Source organism: Picosynechococcus sp. PCC 11901 (assembly GCF_005577135.1).
Lineage (GTDB): Bacteria > Cyanobacteriota > Cyanobacteriia > Cyanobacteriales > MRBY01 > MRBY01.
In genome coordinates this window covers 1,546,938-1,564,529 of record NZ_CP040360.1, presented here as the reverse complement: position 1 = coordinate 1,564,529, position 17,592 = coordinate 1,546,938, and the positions used below count along the sequence as shown (strand labels likewise).

General features: G+C 49.0%; 17 protein-coding genes. 11 read left to right on the top strand and 6 right to left on the bottom strand.

Annotation, left to right across the window (positions count from 1 at the left end; all coding sequences use genetic code 11):
- The first annotated feature begins 15 nt into the window (after positions 1–15).
- The 7 genes from FEK30_RS08560 to FEK30_RS08530 all read left to right on the top strand — a co-directional run bounded on the left by FEK30_RS08560 (position 16) and on the right by FEK30_RS08530 (position 9,356).
- Positions 16–1,182, top strand: coding sequence for an ATP-grasp domain-containing protein (locus FEK30_RS08560; protein ID WP_138072903.1), 1,167 nt, complete (start codon positions 16–18; stop codon positions 1,180–1,182).
- Positions 1,183–1,228: 46 nt separating this feature from the next.
- On the top strand, positions 1,229–2,164 hold the full coding sequence (locus FEK30_RS08555) for a succinate--CoA ligase subunit alpha (RefSeq protein WP_138072901.1): 936 nt from the start codon (positions 1,229–1,231) through the stop codon (positions 2,162–2,164).
- A gap of 81 nt (positions 2,165–2,245) precedes the next feature.
- Complete coding sequence (gene folD / locus FEK30_RS08550) at positions 2,246–3,112, top strand: bifunctional methylenetetrahydrofolate dehydrogenase/methenyltetrahydrofolate cyclohydrolase FolD (RefSeq protein ID WP_099238095.1); 867 nt, start codon at positions 2,246–2,248, stop codon at positions 3,110–3,112.
- 272 nt (positions 3,113–3,384) lie between these two features.
- The gene (locus tag FEK30_RS08545; protein ID WP_138072899.1) at positions 3,385–5,544 is read left to right on the top strand and encodes an HAD family hydrolase; all 2,160 of its coding nucleotides are present in this window, start codon (positions 3,385–3,387) and stop codon (positions 5,542–5,544) included.
- Positions 5,537–6,370 carry an HAD-IIB family hydrolase gene (locus FEK30_RS08540; RefSeq protein ID WP_138072897.1) on the top strand — a complete coding sequence of 278 codons (834 nt, stop codon included), beginning with the start codon at positions 5,537–5,539 and terminating at the stop codon, positions 6,368–6,370. The genes FEK30_RS08545 and FEK30_RS08540 overlap by 8 nt, the downstream gene beginning before the upstream one ends.
- A gap of 14 nt (positions 6,371–6,384) precedes the next feature.
- Positions 6,385–7,260 (top strand): carbohydrate kinase family protein, encoded by an 876-nt coding sequence (locus FEK30_RS08535; protein WP_138072895.1) that lies wholly within the window; start codon positions 6,385–6,387, stop codon positions 7,258–7,260.
- 110 nt (positions 7,261–7,370) lie between these two features.
- The gene (locus FEK30_RS08530) at positions 7,371–9,356 is read left to right on the top strand and encodes an alpha-amylase family glycosyl hydrolase (RefSeq protein WP_138072893.1); all 1,986 of its coding nucleotides are present in this window, start codon (positions 7,371–7,373) and stop codon (positions 9,354–9,356) included.
- A 16-nt stretch (positions 9,357–9,372) separates the two neighbouring features.
- Here FEK30_RS08530 and FEK30_RS08525 read toward each other — a convergent pair whose 3' ends face one another.
- The 3 genes from FEK30_RS08525 to FEK30_RS08515 form a co-directional block, all read right to left on the bottom strand.
- A complete protein-coding gene (locus tag FEK30_RS08525; RefSeq protein WP_138072891.1) occupies positions 9,373–10,383 on the bottom strand; it encodes an aspartate carbamoyltransferase catalytic subunit in 1,011 nt (336 codons plus the stop codon).
- A gap of 87 nt (positions 10,384–10,470) precedes the next feature.
- Entirely contained in the window at positions 10,471–10,764 is a 294-nt protein-coding gene (gene rplY / locus FEK30_RS08520; RefSeq protein WP_012306511.1) for a 50S ribosomal protein L25, read from the bottom strand.
- 55 nt (positions 10,765–10,819) lie between these two features.
- Complete coding sequence (locus FEK30_RS08515; protein ID WP_012306510.1) at positions 10,820–12,151, bottom strand: adenylosuccinate synthase; 1,332 nt, start codon at positions 12,149–12,151, stop codon at positions 10,820–10,822.
- A gap of 92 nt (positions 12,152–12,243) precedes the next feature.
- Here FEK30_RS08515 and dapB point away from each other — a divergent pair, with 92 nt between their 5' ends.
- From dapB to FEK30_RS08500, 3 genes are read left to right on the top strand one after another with little or no spacing between them, the layout of a single operon-like run.
- Entirely contained in the window at positions 12,244–13,071 is an 828-nt protein-coding gene (dapB, locus tag FEK30_RS08510) for a 4-hydroxy-tetrahydrodipicolinate reductase (RefSeq protein ID WP_138072889.1), read from the top strand.
- Positions 13,072–13,085: 14 nt separating this feature from the next.
- Positions 13,086–13,916: an RpnC/YadD family protein gene (locus tag FEK30_RS08505; protein WP_138072887.1), complete on the top strand. Its 831-nt coding sequence runs from the start codon at positions 13,086–13,088 to the stop codon at positions 13,914–13,916.
- Positions 13,917–13,919: 3 nt separating this feature from the next.
- Entirely contained in the window at positions 13,920–14,636 is a 717-nt protein-coding gene (locus FEK30_RS08500) for a DUF8619 family protein (RefSeq protein WP_012306507.1), read from the top strand.
- A 5-nt stretch (positions 14,637–14,641) separates the two neighbouring features.
- Here FEK30_RS08500 and FEK30_RS08495 read toward each other — a convergent pair whose 3' ends face one another.
- Positions 14,642–15,211 (bottom strand): nicotinate-nucleotide adenylyltransferase, encoded by a 570-nt coding sequence (locus tag FEK30_RS08495; RefSeq protein ID WP_030007538.1) that lies wholly within the window; start codon positions 15,209–15,211, stop codon positions 14,642–14,644.
- 55 nt (positions 15,212–15,266) lie between these two features.
- Here FEK30_RS08495 and pgsA point away from each other — a divergent pair, with 55 nt between their 5' ends.
- The gene (pgsA, locus tag FEK30_RS08490) at positions 15,267–15,803 is read left to right on the top strand and encodes a CDP-diacylglycerol--glycerol-3-phosphate 3-phosphatidyltransferase (RefSeq protein WP_099238103.1); all 537 of its coding nucleotides are present in this window, start codon (positions 15,267–15,269) and stop codon (positions 15,801–15,803) included.
- On the opposite strand, the gene FEK30_RS08485 is transcribed toward pgsA, so the two are convergent.
- Both FEK30_RS08485 and FEK30_RS08480 read right to left on the bottom strand, forming a co-directional pair.
- Positions 15,708–17,003, bottom strand: coding sequence for an O-antigen ligase family protein (locus FEK30_RS08485; protein ID WP_255447837.1), 1,296 nt, complete (start codon positions 17,001–17,003; stop codon positions 15,708–15,710). The genes pgsA and FEK30_RS08485 overlap by 96 nt on opposite strands.
- Positions 17,004–17,074: 71 nt before the next feature.
- Entirely contained in the window at positions 17,075–17,575 is a 501-nt protein-coding gene (locus FEK30_RS08480) for an outer membrane protein assembly factor BamD (protein WP_065716120.1), read from the bottom strand.
- Positions 17,576–17,592 lie beyond the last annotated feature (17 nt).

Here is a 17,592-nt window from a genome sequence, read left to right as displayed (position 1 = left end):
GTTGCCTCTGCGCTAATGGAATTGCTCGAATACCAAGCAAAACAACTTTTTGAACAGGTGGGGATACCCACGTTGCCGTCCCAGATTATTGCGGATCCCCGGGAACTGAAACAGTTGCAAATTCCCTATCCCATTGTGCTGAAGTCCCAGGTGCGGGCTGGGGGACGGGGTAAAGCTGGGGGCATTAAACGGGTACAAAATACCATCGATGCGATCGCCGCCGCGCGGAATATTTTTAATTTGGCGATCGCCGGACAATACCCTGATGTTTTATTGGCCGAGGCCCACTACGAACGCAAGCAGGAAATTTTCTTGGCGGTGGTTTTAGACTACGAATTGCAGCGGCCTGTGCTTTTGGGGTCGGCCCACGGCGGCATGGAAATCGATCAACTTTTGGCGAACCTCCATCAAGTGGTGATCAAAGACTTTTTCTCCCCGTTCCAAGCGCGCCATCTCCTCAACAAAATGGGTATCCGGGGGGCATTGGTGCCCGCCTTGAGCGACATCATCAAAAAAATGTACGATCTGCTCCTTGCCAAGGACTTGGAATTGGTGGAAATCAATCCCCTGGGCATTAACCAAGCAGGGGAATTAATGGCCCTTGATGGTAAGGTCACGGTTCACGATACAGCCCTCCGTAAGCACCCTGAAATCGCCCTATTTTACGAGCACCAAAATCAACTCAGCTTTACCCCAGAGGCGGCCCCCCTCTCTTGGCAACATGATGTCCAGGGGGGCGCGGTGGGCGTTGTTTGTTATGGGGTGGGGGCAGCGGCGGTGATTTGGGATATGCTCCATGATCTCAAGGGTCATCCAGCCTGCTGTTGGCTCCTTGGCCCCCGCGCCCAGGGTCGAGTGTTTTCACCCTACGACCTAGATGAACAGATCGAGATCATTCTTGAACAATTGGCCGCACTACCGCAGATCAAGGTGGTTTTGTTGAACTTGGTGGCGGAAGCAGAAATTAACCAACGCATTTTGGCAACTTTAACGGCACGTTTACCCCAATTGGCGATCGCCCCGGATGCTGACCCCGATCCAGAGCTACCTGAGTTGCCCCAACACATTATCGTGCGCTGTTTACCTTCCCTTGACCCGGCGATCGCGCCTGGTTGCCATTGGGAAGAAGATTTAGAGGCCGCCGTCAAACAGGCGATCGCCCTCAGTAAACCCGGAACCTAAAACGCCTTTCAACTTTTCTCACACACAGGACTTAGACAGAACGGCAATGGCTTGGCACACAAATCACAATATTCTGATTCAAGGGATCCATACGCCCCTCGCCCAATATTATCTCCCCCGGATGGTCGCCTATGGCACCGAGATTATTGGGGGCGTCAGTGCTGGGGGCGGTGGCGAGACCCTTGACGGCATTCCCATTTTTGATTTGGTCATGGAAGCCAAGGCCCAGGTCGGCGAGATTACCACCAGTTTGATCTTTGTCGAACCCTTTGAGGTTTTGGATGCGGCCTTTGAGGCGATCGCCGCCGGGATTAAACAACTAATCATCGTTTCTGCGGGAGTACCGCCCCTGGATATGGTACGCCTGCTCTGCCAAGCCCAACAAGAAGAGGTTCAGATCCTAGGGCCAGGGAGCAGTGGACTCGTGATTCCGGGGCAACTGTGGCTGGGGACAAGCTTCGTTAATCATTTTCAACCTGGTGAGGTTGCGCTTCTCAGTCGGTTTAGTAGCCTCTCCCAGGAAGTGGCAATTTTGCTCAATCAAGCGGGTTTAGGCCAATCCTATGTGGTGGATGTGGGCAACGCCGATCTGCCGGGTTCCCATTTTGCCCAGTGGCTCCACTACCTCGATCAAGATCCCCAAACCAAGGCGATCGCCCTTTTGGGTCGTTATGGTTCCCAAGAAGAAATCGATCTGATTCCTCTGATCCGCGACCAGATCCAAACCCCCGTGGTCACTTACCTCTGTGGCAGTCACGCTCCCATCCAGCGCAGTTGCTATGATGCCGGAACCATCATCGCCAACCAACTTTCCTACTGCATCAGCGATACCTATACCCCAGCGGAAATGCACAGCGCCTTCAAACGAGAAAAACTCGCCTTTGGCCGGAGCCTTAAAGAAATTCCGACCCTGATCAAAAAAGCCCTCCAACCCCCACGCAGTCGCAGCCGTCGCCCCAAAAATTCTCCTACAACTCCTTAAATTTGCCTGATTCAAACCCTATCCTCAGCATCAGATCTAAGATAAACTTGGCAACCGAAATGCTCAGCATCCCCGACATCCATGGCACAAATCCTTGACGGCAAAAGCTTTGCCCAAAAAATCCAAGCAAACCTCAAAACCCAAATCGCGGCCCTCACCCCAAAAATGGGTCGTCCCCCCGGTCTCGCCGTGCTGATGGTTGGGGATAATCCTGCTAGCGCTGCCTATGTCCGTAACAAAGAACGCGCCTGTGAACGGATTGGCATGGCCTCTTTTGGTAAGCATTTTCCCGCTGACACCACCCAGGGCGAACTTGAAGCCGTGATCCAAGACCTGAATCAAGATGAGCGGGTTGACGGGATTTTAGTGCAATTGCCATTACCGCCCCACCTAGATGCTGTGGGTTTGCTGTTGACCATTGCTCCGGAAAAGGATGCCGATGGGCTGCACCCCTTGAACCTAGGCCATCTTGTGCGCTCCGAACCGGGCCTGCGCAGTTGTACCCCCTACGGCGTGATGGAACTGCTCAAGGAATATCACATCCCCCTCGAAGGGAAAAAAGCCGTGGTGGTGGGCCGGAGTATTTTGGTCGGGAAACCCATTGCCTTGATGCTTTTAGAAGCAAATGCCACGGTGGCGATCGCCCATTCTCGCACCCAAGACCTCGCTGCGGTGACCAGGGAAGCAGATATTCTCGTAGCCGCCATTGGCAGACCCGAATTTATTACCGCTGACATGATCAAGCCCGGTGCTGTGGTGATCGATGTGGGCATCAATCGCATCGTTGATACGGCAACGGGTAAATCGCGCCTGGTGGGAGATGTCGCCTACACAGAGGCCGCCCAAGTCGCCGCCCAGATTACGCCCGTCCCCGGTGGCATCGGCCCCATGACTGTAGCGATGCTCTTACAAAATACCTTCAACAGTTACCAAGCTAAGGCGAAATAAGCATTTATTTTTAGGTACAGATTTGTATGAAATTCTCTCTCCTCCTGGGGGGAGTTTTTTTATGGTCTTCAGCCAGGGAAATTGCCCAGAGAAATTGACCTACTTTGGCCAATTTTTGATTAATGAAGATATTTTTCAAGGATCCTTACTGGGCTAAAGGGTACGCTAACATCACAACAGCAGTTACCTTTTGGTTGCGTTTTGCGATTCATTTTTCAACGAGAACCAAACCCCTTGCGACGGTTGATATTGGGTATGCCCCCAGAGCAACGATGATGCGTCCCCAATCCCCTCGATACATCGTTTTAATTAGTATTCACGGTCTTATCCGTAGTCAAAATTTAGAATTGGGTCGTGATGCTGATACGGGTGGTCAGACGAAATATGTGGTCGAACTTGCGGCTGCCCTGGCCCAGCACCCAGACATTGAACAGGTCGATTTGATTACCAAGCAGATTATTGACCCAAAAGTGAGTGCCGATTATGGTCAGTCCTGCGAACCCATTAGCGAAAAAGCCAATATTATTCGCATCTCGGCCGGGATCGATGACTATATTCCCAAAGAAGAACTGTGGGATTACCTCGATAATTTCGCAGACAATACTTTAACCTATCTCAACCATCAACCCAGACTCCCGGATCTGATCCACAGTCATTACGCCGATGCGGGTTATGTGGGCATCCGTCTAGCGAATCATCTGGGAATTCCTTTATTTCACACGGGCCATTCCCTCGGTCGCAGCAAACGCAAGCGCTTGCTTGCCAGTGGAGTTAAAGGGGAACTGATCGAGAGTCGTTACCGTTTGACCCGGCGAATTAATGCGGAGGAAGAAACCCTTGCCTCGGCGACCAGGGTGATTACCAGTACCCAACAGGAAATCCAGGGTCAGTATGCCCAGTACGATTTTTACCATCCGGAAAATATGCGGGTGATTCCACCAGGGACGGATCTGCAATGTTTTTATCCCCCCACGGGTGATGAATGGCAAGGTTCAGTTTGGCAGAAATTGGCGGTGTTTTTGCAGGAACCCCGTAAGCCGATGATTTTAGCTTTGTCCCGTTTGGATCAGCGCAAAAATATTCTGGGCCTAATTCGAGCTTTTGGGACATCACCATCGTTGCAACAGCAGGCTAATTTGATTGTTTTTTCGGGTACGCGAGACGATCCACGGGATTTAAGCAGCAATGCCCAGGCGATCTTTACGGAATTGTTGTGGGCGATTGATCGGTATAACTTATATGGCAAAGTGGCCTATCCTAAATTTTTGTCTGCCCAGGAAATTGGGGAACTGTATCGGCTGGCTAGTCTTTCCCAAGGGGTATTTGTAAATCCAGCGTTAACGGAGCCCTTTGGTTTGACGTTGATCGAGGCGGCGGCCAGCGGTTTACCCATTGTGGCTACTGAGGATGGGGGGCCAGTGGATATTTTGAAAAATTGTCAAAATGGTTATTTGGTCAATCCCCTTGAACCCCAGGATATTGCGGCGAAGATTAGCAAAATTTTAGGGGACGCCCAACGGTGGCAAACGTTTTCGCAACAGGGGATTCGCAATGTGCGCCGGGTATATACTTGGCAGTCCCATGTGGAGCGGTATATGGAAGTGGTGCAGTCGATTTTGAACCGCACGGAGTCCCGACAGGAATTGGCGATCGCCCGTCGCCCGGCCCTATATCACCAGGGAGCGATTGTTTCGACCATCGATCAGAATTTGGTGGGAGATCCGCTTGCCCTGCAAGCATTGGTGGATTTGCTCAATCAGCACCGTAAGGAAATTGCCTTTTGTATTGCCACTGGCCGGCGTTTGGATGCGGCCCTCAAAGTTTTGCGGGAACACAATATCCCCCAACCGGATGTGTTGATGACGAGCCTCGGCACAGAAATTTACTACGCCCCTCAATTGACGCCAGATCGAGCTTGGTCAAATCACATTAATTATCTTTGGAATCGTCAACGGGTGGTGGATCTTTTAGGGGATTTACCTGGGTTAGAGCTTCAACCTAAATTATTCCAAAGCACCTTTAAAATTAGCTATTTTTACGACCCGGCGATCGCCCCTAGTGTTGAGGAATTAAAACGCATTTTATTTAAAAATGATCAGACCGTAAATGTCATGTTTTCCTTTGGTCAATACCTTGATGTTGTGCCGATTCGCGCCTCAAAAGGTTACGGGTTACGCTGGTTTGCAGAACAGTGGGAAATTCCTCTCAATCGTATCCTAACGGTGGGTGGTTCTGGGGCCGATGAAGACATGATGTTAGGCAATAGTTTGTCTGTGGTCGTTAAAAATCGCCACCGGGAAGAGCTTTCGGATTTAAACAATATTCAACCAATTTATTTTTCTGAAAAAGAATTTGCGGCTGGCATTTTAGATGGTTTAGCCCACTACAATTTCTTAGAATTGTGTCGTGCGACGGGACAAAATCATGACTGATCGCTTGCTGTTATGTACTGATCTAGATCGCACTTTGATTCCCAATGGTGCCGCCCCAGAATCTCCCCAGGCAAGGGCTTATTTCCGTCAATTTGTTGCCCAGCCCCAGGTAACTTTAGCCTATGTCACGGGACGCCATTTAGCTTTAATTGATCAGGCGATTTTAGACTATCAACTGCCTCACCCCCAATTTGCGATCGCCGATGTGGGTAGCAGTATTTATACTTGGCAAAATTCCCAATGGCACCGCTGGCAAACCTGGGATGAACACCTCGCGACGGACTGGCCGAAACAGGGGGCGATCGCCATCCATCACCGCCTTGCTAATCACCCGGCTCTTCAACTCCAGGAATCAGCCAAACAAAGCCACTATAAACTGAGTTATTACGTCGATCTTCAAGCAGATAGTCAACAATTATTAATTGAGATCCAAGCACTTTTAGAAAAACATGATTTTTCCACCCATTTAATCTGGAGCGTTGATGAAGAAAAGCAAATAGGCTTATTAGATATCTTGCCTTCCCAAGCGAATAAATATCAAGCTATTTCTTTTTTGATGGCTACCCAAAAATTTTCTTTAACCCAAACTATTTTTGCTGGGGATAGCGGCAATGATGAGGCAGTTTTAAGCAGTCCCATTCCTGCGGTGCTTGTGGCCAATGCTCCCCAAGAATTAAGAAAAAAACTTCAAAATGCCCATGATCAAGCCTCACTTTATTTTGCTCAGGGTAATTGTTTAGGTATGAATGGCAATTATAGTGCTGGAATTTTAGAGGGCATTTTTTATTACTTTCCTAAGTATCAACAATGGCTTAATTCCACCTAAGGAAACGTTTGACTATGGCAAAAAATATTGTAATTTTTGGTGAAGTGTTGTGGGATATTTTTCCCGATAATGATCGAAAGCTGGGGGGCGCTCCCTTCAATGTGGCCTGGCATCTAAAGGCGTTTGGGGCCAATCCTTTGTTAATTTCTCGGATTGGAACCGATGACCTTGGGGCGGCAATTCAAACCAAAATGCAGACTTGGCAGATGACCCTTGCTGGTCTTCAAATAGATAAAATTCATCCCACCGGAACCGTTAAAGTCACCCTGGAAAAGGGTCAACCCCAATATGAAATCACCGCCGACTGCGCCTATGATTTTATTGATAGCCAACAGTTCCCTATATTAGAAGATAAATTTTGGCTTTACCATGGTAGCCTAGCCCTCAGAAATGCTGTTTCTCAAGCCAGTTTTAGGGCACTGCAGCAACGAGCAGACCAGATTTTTTTTGATGTGAATTTACGTCAACCCTGGTGGACATTAGAAACTATTGCTTCTGCCCTAGCTGCTAGTCAATATGTGAAATTAAATACCGAAGAATTAACGTTATTAACACCTGAGTTTTCCTCAACTAACCTTGCCATCGATCATTTATTGAATCAGAATTCGCTACGGCATATTATCCTAACAGCGGGAGAAGCCGGTGCGAGTCTCTACACACAAGGCGATCGCCAACAGATTTCTCCTCCAAAAAATACCACCGTGGTTGATACGGTTGGAGCTGGGGATGCTTTTTGTAGTATTTGCTTATTGGGGCTTATGAATGATTGGCCATCTGTCCTAACCCTAGAACGGGCGCAAGCCTTTGCCAGCGCTATTGTGGGGATTCGTGGTGCGGTAAGTGAAGATCCCCGATTTTATCAACCTTTTATTCAGGCCTGGCGGTTATAATTGCTTGGAGTTAACCCAGCACTCATTTAATTTTCTGCAAACGGTTTTTTGCAAGCACCTTTGCTTTACTATAAATACGGTTCAATTTTCTAAACTTTAGGTTTCGGGCTATGTACGAACAGTTTTCTCACTCGATTTTAAATGAGATTTTAGATCAATTAAGGCCCGAACTCAAAGAACAAGAATTAAGTCATTTTTATACTCGTCTAGGTGCCAATTTTTACAGTCTTTTTTCCCTCTTTTATAAACTCTATGGTCGCCGCTCAGACTTTAAGGCGCAACTGCTGAGACTGGTCGAAGTAATGGCCTATCAATATATTGGGCGATCGCCAGAATTTAAGCAGACCGATTTAGTACGGGAAAAAAACTTTAACTGGTTTCTTGAATCCCAATGGGTCGGTATGACTTTATATGCCGATGGCTTTGCCGACGATCTCCAAGACCTAGGCGATCGCGTTGCCTATTTCAGCGAATTAGGAGTTAATTTCATCCACATTATGCCGATATTAGAGTGCCCTCGCCATGCCAGCGACGGTGGCTATGCTATCAGTAATTATCGACAAATTAACCCCAAAATTGGCACCCTCCAGGATCTACAACACCTCGTTGAAATCTTTCGCCAAAAAGAAATTTTATTGGCCCTTGACATTGTGATTAATCACACTTCAAACGAACATGAATGGGCGCAAAAAGCACGTAAAGGCGATAAAAAATATCAGAAATATTATTATATGTTCGACACACGGGATATTCCCGACATGTTCGAAAAAAATCTCCCAGAAATTTTTCCAGAAACAGCTCCGGGTAATTTTACCTGGGATGAAGAATTACAAAAATGGGTGATGACTGTTTTTAATAACTACCAATGGGATCTTAATTATCAAAACCCAGCGGTGCTCATTGAAATGGTCGATATTATTCTTTTTTGGGCCAACCAAGGCGTTGATGTGCTGCGGCTCGATGCGGTCGCTTTTCTATGGAAAAAGATCGGCAGCCAGAGTCAAAACGAAAAAGAAGCCCACATGATTTTGCAGATCTTCAAAGACTGCTGCCAAATTACCGCCCCAGGGGTCATTTTCATTGCCGAGGCGATTGTTGCCCCCGTAGAAATTGTGCGGTATTTCGGAGAAGATGCGATCAACGCCAAAGAATGTGAAATTGCCTACAATGCCACGCTCATGGCCCTCCTGTGGGATGCCGCCGCCACCAAGAATGCCAAACTTTTAATCCAAGGACTCAAAAATATTCCGGCAAAGCTAGACCGCGCCACCTGGCTCAATTATATCCGCTGCCATGATGACATTGGCCTGGGGTTTACCGATGCAGATATTGCCCAGGCGGGCTATGACCCAAAATCCCACCGACGGTTTCTCATTGACTATTTTTGTGGCCAATTTGAAGGCACCGACGCGAGGGGTTTACTATTTGGTCAAAATTCTAAAAATGACGATGCCCGTATTTCCGGCACCCTAACGTCTTTAATGGGTTTAGAAACGGCCATTGAAGCCAACGACCAGCAAAAAATCGCGATTATTATCAAACATATTTTATTGCTCTACAGTATTATTTTTTCCTTTGGAGGCATTCCGCTGATTTATTATGGCGATGAAATTGGCACTTTAAATGACTATTCCTACGTGGGAAATTTGAGTAAAGCCAATGATACCCGCTGGGCCCATCGACCGAAAATCAATTGGAAAAAAGCAGAACTACGACACATTAAAGGCACCATTGAACACCGTATTTTTTCTGCTTTACAACACATGATCGCGGTACGTAAAGCAATTCCTGCCTTTGCTGATTTCAATAATCGTCAACTGTTATCCATTGATAATTCGCACCTATTTGGGTTTGTGCGCATTAGTCCCAATAAACGGGATCATATTTTAGTCATTGGAAATTTTTCACCGGAATACCAAAATTTAGATCTCAGTCACTTAGCTTGTCATCCTTTTGACTGCCATGACCAGGATTTATTGATTGATTTATACAGTCAAAATGCACCGGAAATTTTTGAAAAACAACTTGTGCTGGCACCGTTCCAGTTTTATTGGTTGAGTAAAATGCAGCCGAGTCTGACCACAACTTTGCTATAGGTTATTGCGCCAATGTTTAATTGAGAGAACCATTGGCTTTACTGCTACCGATGAGATAAAGCAATGCCATCCGCACAGCAACGCCATTGGTCACCTGCTCAGAAACAAGACTGAGGGCGGGATGATCCATCACATCGGAGGCGAGTTCCACGCCACGATTCACAGGCCCCGGATGGAGCACTTTAACATCTGGTTGACAAAATTTAAGGCGATCGCCTGTAATGCCAAACCGTTGATGATATTCCCGCAAACTGGGTAGGAGATGGGCGGTCATCCGTTCATGTTGCAGGCGGAGGGTCATCACAAAATCGGCATCTTTTAGGGCGGGTTCAATGTCCCAGTGGAGCTTGAGGCTTCCCGCGGCGTCCGTGGCAAATTCTCGAAACCCTTCTGGGAGTAAGGTGGGCGGCGCGGCTAAGTGGACATTGGCCCCAGCGGTGGTCAAACTCCAAATATTCGAGCGGGCCACCCGGGAGTGCATAATATCCCCGACAATGGCAATTTTTTTGCCCCGCAAAAGTTCACACCGGGGATCTTCGGGATCGAGTCCCCGGCAAATGGTAAACAGATCCAATAGGGCTTGGGACGGGTGGGCGTGGAGGCCATCCCCCGCATTGAGAATACTGACGCCTGAATTTATCCGATCCATCTCGGCGGCGATCGCCTGGGGAACACCCGATTGCTGGTGGCGAATCACCATAATGTCTGCCCCCATGGCCAGATAAGTCTTCGCTGTATCCAAAATCGTTTCCCCCTTACTCAGGGACGAAGATCCTGGCGCAAAATTCATCACATCCGCCGAAAGCCGTTTCGCCGCCAACTCAAAACTACTCCGGGTACGGGTCGATGGCTCAAAAAACATATTTGTGACCACCTGCCCTTGCAGCGCAGGCACCTTCTTCATGCGACGAAATAAGACATCCCGTAAGCTAGTGGTCGTCTGCAGTACCGCATCCAGTTCCGTCACCGAAAAATCCATCAGTGACAGAATATGTCGCCTTGTCCAGATGGCCGTTGCCGTTGTCATAACTGTTCCCATTCACTATCAAGCCACAAAAAAAGAGGGCACTTTCTGTGACGCCCTCCCCATCTTAACCAATCAAATTAGGTGTCCTTACGCAGCATCCGTGTGGAAAAAGCTGAGGTGTAGCAAGTTCCGCTTCCAGGGGTGGGACTGGATTTCTCGCACAACCGCAGTGCCAGACCAATCGGGGGTTTTGACTTCAACTACGGTTTCGTTGGGGGTCACTTTTTTCAGCAACGTTAGGGCATCTTTGTAGTTCACCACAAAAACATCAGAATCAGCACCCTTATGGCCATAGAGGTTGACGGGTAGGAGGCCGTCACGGCGGAGTGCACGGGGGTTAACCCCTTCAGGGCGAGCTTGACATTCAATCGTTAAAGACATGGGAAATAACCTAAATAAATAGCGTTAGAAAATAAAAAGTTAAAAAATAGCAGGCTTAGCCGATGGGTTCACCGTTACGATCCAACAAAGCCCGTTTGGGGCCATGGATTGGGTCTTCGACGATGATCGTTTGTTCTCGACCTGCTCCTAGAGAAACAATGGCGATCGGCACGTCCATTAGTTCTGCTAGGAATTTCAAGTAGGCAAGCGCTTCCTTGGGCAACTCATCGAGGGAACGACAATCACTCGTGGGCTGTTTCCAGCCGGGCATTGTCTTGTAAATCGGCTGGCAACGAGCAAACAGATTAGCATTACTCGGGAAGTGTTCACAAGCTTCCCCGTCGATTTCGTAGGCCACACAGACCTTGATTTCGTCGAGGGAATCGAGCACATCTAATTTAGTAATCGCTAGACAATCTAGGCCATTGATCCGTGCCGCGTAACGTCCGATAACGGCATCAAACCAGCCGCAGCGCCGCCGCCGCCCCGTGGTTGTCCCAAATTCTGCGCCCACATGGCCAAGGAGTTCACCGATCTCGTCGTCGAGTTCTGTGGGGAACGGCCCTTCGCCGACCCGTGTGGTGTAGGCTTTAGCGACGCCAATCACGCGGTCAATGATGGTGGGGCCAATGCCAGCACCAACACAAGCCCCCCCCGCAATGGGGTTAGAGGAGGTGACGTAAGGATAGGTTCCGTGGTCAATATCGAGGAGTGTGCCCTGGGCGCCTTCAAAGAGGATATTTTTCTTCGCGTTGACGCCTTCAAAAACCTTCAGGGAACTGTCTACGACGTGGGGACGTAGCGCATCGGCATAGGCGCGATATTCTTCGATGACTTCCTGGGGATCTAGGGGAGGCAGATCGTAGAGTTTTTCGAGAATAACGTTTTTGTATTTGATCGCCCAAACAAATTTGTCTTGGGAGTTATCAAGATCCATGAGGTCTAGAACTCGTACTCCCGTCCGTTCGGACTTATCGGCATAGGTCGGGCCGATTCCCCGTCCGGTGGTGCCAATTTTGCGATCGCCGCGCATTTCTTCGGAGGCCCCATCGATTAAACGGTGGTAGGGCATCGTCACGTGGGCGGTTTGGGAGATAAACAGATTTTCCGTCGAAACATTCAGACGGTGGAGCTGATCAATTTCTTCGAGGAGGACTTTCGGGTCAATGACCGTCCCTGAGCCGATGATACATTCGGTATCTGGATATAAAATGCCGGAAGGGATTAGATGAAGCTTAAAAGTTTGTCCCTGCACAACGACGGTGTGTCCTGCATTCACGCCCCCTTGGGAGCGCACGACAACATCGGCGGATTTGCTCAGTAAATCCGTGATCTTTCCTTTTCCTTCGTCACCCCATTGGGCACCAATGACAACTACGTTAGCCAAGGGTTTGTCTACTCTAATTCACACAAACTTCAATTATTGTGACTTTGGCGATCTTGTGTCAAGCTTTTTAAAAAAGTTTTCTAAGGGAAGTCATGGAAAGTATCAACAAAATCCCAGTGGTGATCAACGGTGCCGGTGGCAAAATGGGCCGGGAAGTGGTCAAAGCAGTGGCTGGGGCAGCGGATCTAGAAATTGTCGCTGCTGTGGATAAAAATCCGGCGCTCCTCGGTCAGGATGCAGGGGAAGTTGCGGGCTGTGGTGCGATTGAAGTGCCCATTGTGAATGATTTAGAGGCTTCCCTGGTCATGGCGACCCAGAGCAAAATCCAAGGGGTGATGGTGGACTTTACCCATCCCAGTGGGGTTTATGCGAATACGCGCGCGGCGATCGCCTATGGGGTGCGTCCTGTTGTGGGAACCACAGGATTAAGCGCAGAACAAATCAATGACCTCAAGGAATTTGCCGAAAAAGCCAGCACCGGAGCATTGATTATTCCCAACTTTTCCATTGGCGTCGTCCTCATGCAACAGGCTTCATTACAGGCCGCTAAATATTTTGATCACGTCGAAATCATCGAGCTACACCACAACCAAAAAGCCGATGCCCCCAGTGGCACTGCGATTAAAACGGCGCAGATGTTGGCGGAACTCGGCAAGCAATTCAATCCCGCTGAAGTAGAAGAAAAAGAAGAGATGCCCGGTGCAAAGGGAGCTGTCACCGAAGATAATATCCGCATCCATAGCGTTCGGTTACCTGGTTTAATCGCCCACCAGGAAATGATTTTCGGTGCTCCTGGTCAAATCTATACCCTACGCCATGACACCAGCGATCGCTCCTGTTATATGCCCGGTGTACTGCTCTCGATTCGTAAAGTGACTGAGTTAAATACCCTTGTTTACGGCTTAGAAAATATCCTGTAGTACTTGCCAAAATTATGGCTAAATCCGCCGATATTGGCAGTAAACGTCTCATTAGTCTTAACCCTGATGCCTGGGTGCAGTGGGTCATGGGGGATCAAACGCTCCAGGCCCAGGAACTTATCGATCCCCAATTCCAGTGGGTCAGCCGGGATAGCGATGTGCTGTTGCGCGTGACCTGTCCCCAAGATGGCGATTTTCTGCTGCTCAACGAATTGCAGTTGCGTTATACCGCCCAGATGCCCCGGCGGATGACGGCCTATGCAGCCCTAGCGCGGGAAAAATTCAACTTGCCCGTTTACCCAGTGCTAATCAATATTCTGCCCCCGGCAAGCAAACCCCAGATCCCGACTTCCTACCAAGCGGTGTTTAAAGGGTTACAAACGAGGCAGGACTATCAGGTGATTAATCTTTGGGAGGTGGAAGCTAATTTGGTTTTGGCCCAATCCCTAACCTCATTGTTGCCCTTTGTTCCGATTCTTGCCGGGGGGAATGATGAAAGCTTAATTCGAGAGGCGGTTCACCAACTCCGTCAAGAAGAACGACTCGATGAATTGGAGCCGCTGTTAGCCTTTTTTGCTAGCTTTGTATTGGAACTGCCCCTTGTGCAACAAATTATGAGGTGGGATATGACTGTACTTCGGGAATCGCCTTGGTATAACGAAATTCTTAGTCGAGGTCAGCGTCGAGGTCAGCGAGAAAAAGAAATTTCAGTTGTACTTCGTCTTTTACAAAGGAATTTTTCGGTGGAGGAAATTGCCGAGATTGTCGATGATTCTGTTGAAGCGGTGACCAAAATCATTCAGGATCATCAAGGGCGATCGCCACAAGAGGGCACCCAAGATTAACCAATGCTCATTCCCATTACCCAAGAGAAATTTGAACAACTGATTCCCCTGGTCGCCAGCGCCGAGCAATACCAATACTACTGGGGGAAAACCGAAGATTTTTTACGACGCGCCCTAATCTCCTTTATTTTGGTGGTCTTGTTTTATTTACTGGGCCTCTTGCTGCGAGAAACCGATTCCCTGCGGCTCTTGACCCAAATCATTGGTGGTTTGTATTGGTTTTGGTCGCCCATTTACTCAGCCAGTCTGAAAAATGCGGAATATCGGCGGCAAGCCTACTGTTTTTTTTGGCGGGGCAAGATTCTCGATGTTTACCTCACCGAAGAAATTGTCCGTACCCAGGAAGAAGTCGATAAACTTGGCCGTTTGTTGCGGGTCGAAAATCGAGAACGCCGCATTAACTTAGAAGTCGGTGACAAAGAAGGCTATTTGGCCCGCATTCAAGCCCCAGTCGCCCCCATCCATCGCAACCTCAAACCAGGCCAAGCCGTTGAACTGTTGGTGTTATCGAATCAGCGCAATCTCGGCCCCAAACTAAAGGTGACGGATGCCTATGTACCTCGACTGAATCTTTGGGTGGGGCTATATCCCTATTTGCGACGGGATGTGTTTTGGGATGTGCGGGAACAACTGCGGGTACGCTACAGCAAAAATCCCAATAATCCTCCCCCAAGACCCTATCCAAAACGGCGATCGCCCCGACTGATGCGTAATTTTTAAACGACTCAAGAAAGCTCTTGGTATAGATTGTGGGTCTGGATATATTCAGTAACAGCGGGAATAACTGTCTTTTGTTTGCCTTCACTGCGATATTCACTGGAAGAAACCGAAGGCGGCACATAGGTAGCCGTTTCCCAGGAACCCTTGAGGGCTTCTAGTTGTTGGAGTGCTTCTGGTTGGAGAGGGTAGCCCCGGCGGGGAAAGATGAGGAGAGTAACTTGTCGGAGGAGATCCTTGGCCCGGTACCAACGGGGAATTTGACTGACTAGATCAGAGCCAATTACCAGAAAAAATGCTGTTTCTTGACCCCAAATAGTCTGGGCGCGCTGGAGGGTATGTAAACTGCGGCGATCGCTGAGACGTTCATCCACCAGAACATTGTCACAACCCAAATCTTCGATCACCAACTGCAACATCGCCGACCGTTGAGCCAAGGATGCCCCATGTTTTTTAAAGGGATTATCGGCAGCCCAAACCGCCACTTGATCGTAATGTTCACTGAGCCAGCGGAGGATCGCTTGGTGGCCCACTGTAGGTGGATCAGCACTGGTACCAAAGAGGGCAACGCGTGTCATGGAAACAGACATTGGTGTGACATGATGGGAGGTTAGGTTGTTCTGAGAAGTTTATATGAATTTACCCACTTGGATCACGGTTTCTCGATTGGCGGGTGTGCCTTTCCTCTTATTTCTGTTAGAAAATCCGACGCCGCGACTACGCCTCATTGCCCTAATTATTTTTCTCGTCGTGGCCCTGACCGATTGGCTGGATGGCTATTTAGCCCGCAAACTGGATCAAGTGACAGATTTAGGCAAATTTCTCGATCCCCTCGTGGATAAACTGCTAGTCACAGCGCCGCTATTATCTTTGGTTCATCTACAACAAATTCCTGCTTGGGGTGTTTTCTTGATTTTGGCGCGGGAACTGACCATTGCTGGCTGGCGCGTCACCGGGGAAAAGAAAATTCAGGGGGCAAATCTCTGGGGAAAGGCAAAGACAGTGACCCAAATTGCGGCGATCGCCTTGTTAATTTACCCAATTACCGCCCAAGGGGAAATATTGGCTTTCGGTTTATTCTGGCTGGCTGTCGCTTTGACTTTGATTTCCGGCCTGATTTACTTGCTGCCCCAAACCCCAGATCGCGCTCAGGAGGAGCCAAGTAAATAAATTTAAACGCAAATCGAGCACCGTCACATCAAGGGTATTGAACAAAACATAACCGCCAAAAGCCATCAGATAACTAAACAACAACAGGCGATCGCCCTGGTTCGTTAACTTGTGCCAGGCCAACACTCCCTGGGCGTAGAGCCAGCCAATAGTACCGATCAATAAAGCCGCGAAGGGAATGCCAATTTCAGAAGTGAGCATCAGATAAAAATTGTGGGGGTGGCCCAGCCAACGGTTCATCGCCACTTCGTAGCTGGGGGTAAAACTGCGGATGCCCCACCCCGTCAAAGGTCGCTGACGAATCATGTCCAGGACAAACTGCCACTGGGTAATACGGAGATCTTCGATGGCACGGCCACGGTGCATTTGATCCGATAAACGTCCCCAAAAATAGTAAGGCACAATCTGGCGCAGGGGATCCCGCCAAGGGGTCTGACCAAAGGAAGCCCCTAAAATTGCCGTGCCTAAACCCGTTGCAAAGCCACAAATCCACCACCAGCCCACATAAATGGCATAGATAAACAGCCCTAAAAAGGCGATCGCCCAGACATTCCGGGAATTTGTCAAAATCAGGGCAATGCCATCCAGGAGTAGGGTCACAGTGAGATAAAGAAAAATTCGGGACTGCCGTAACTTTCCCCAAGCGAAATCCCGCAACCATAGCCCCACCCCCAATAAAAAAGCCATCAACAGATAGGCGGCGCAAATGTTGGCATACATAAACGTGGAGGACAACCGCGTGGGGGGATTTCCTTCCCCTGTCAAACCCCAGCCAAACAGTTGCCAAATCAGAGGGGGCGTCCGCCAGCCAAACCAAAGCTCCCCTAAACCTAAAACGGCGATCGCCAAAGAAGGGGCCACAATCAGCCACGCCAAGCGCTCCAAACGTTCCAGGGTATTGAAGAGGGTCGAGAAAGCGAGAAAAACTAGGAAAAACGGGACAAAGTTAGCAACCCCCAACAACGATTCCAAAGGATAGGGGGCGATCGCCGTTACTCCAAATAGCCAAATTGAAATGGCCCCAAAAATCCAGGTTAACGGTTGCTGCCATAACTGCCGTCCAGCCTGTTTTAACAACATAATCATTTGAATCCCCAGACAAGCGACCCCCCAGCCAGGGGCGATCGGCAGGAGAATCATCCCCAGTTCTGTTAGGGGTGGTAAATATTCTAAAGTTGAGGCTGACGAATGTTTGATCATACCGAGGGGAAGGGAGCCACAGCTTTCAAATCCTACCGCACCACCCCACCCTTCTTGGATTGCTGGAGATTCTAACCGCCCCAAATGCCCCAACTGGTCAAGCCAATGAGACCCAAGCCCAAAGCCCACCAGAGAAACTGATTATCCTGGGTTTCGATTTGGGATAGATCTTCAAAATCTTCGATGGCAAGTTCTTTGGTTTCCACTTTTTTCTTGCCTTCGACGTAGAGCGATTTTGCCGGATCAAGATTATCTAAGCTGGGGATTTCCGTGAGCCACTCCTTGGGCCGTTCAAGTTTGGGAGCTTCAAGGATGTACAGTTGTCGCTGGGCCCGTTGACTGGTGCTGGCAAAGGGATGGGTCATTAGTTCACGGCAGAGGGCGATCGCCTTTTCCCCTTGATTGTTCGCCTGGTACGCACTGACAAGCCAGAGTTGCACTTCCCCAGATTCGCGGGAATAGGGAGGTAGATTTGCAACGGTGCGCTGGAAATAGTCGATGCTTTGGCGATATTCCCCCTGAAGAAAAGCATCCTTGCCAGTTTCAAACAAAATTTGCGTCGTGGTATCCATCAAAAAAAACGGTGGCG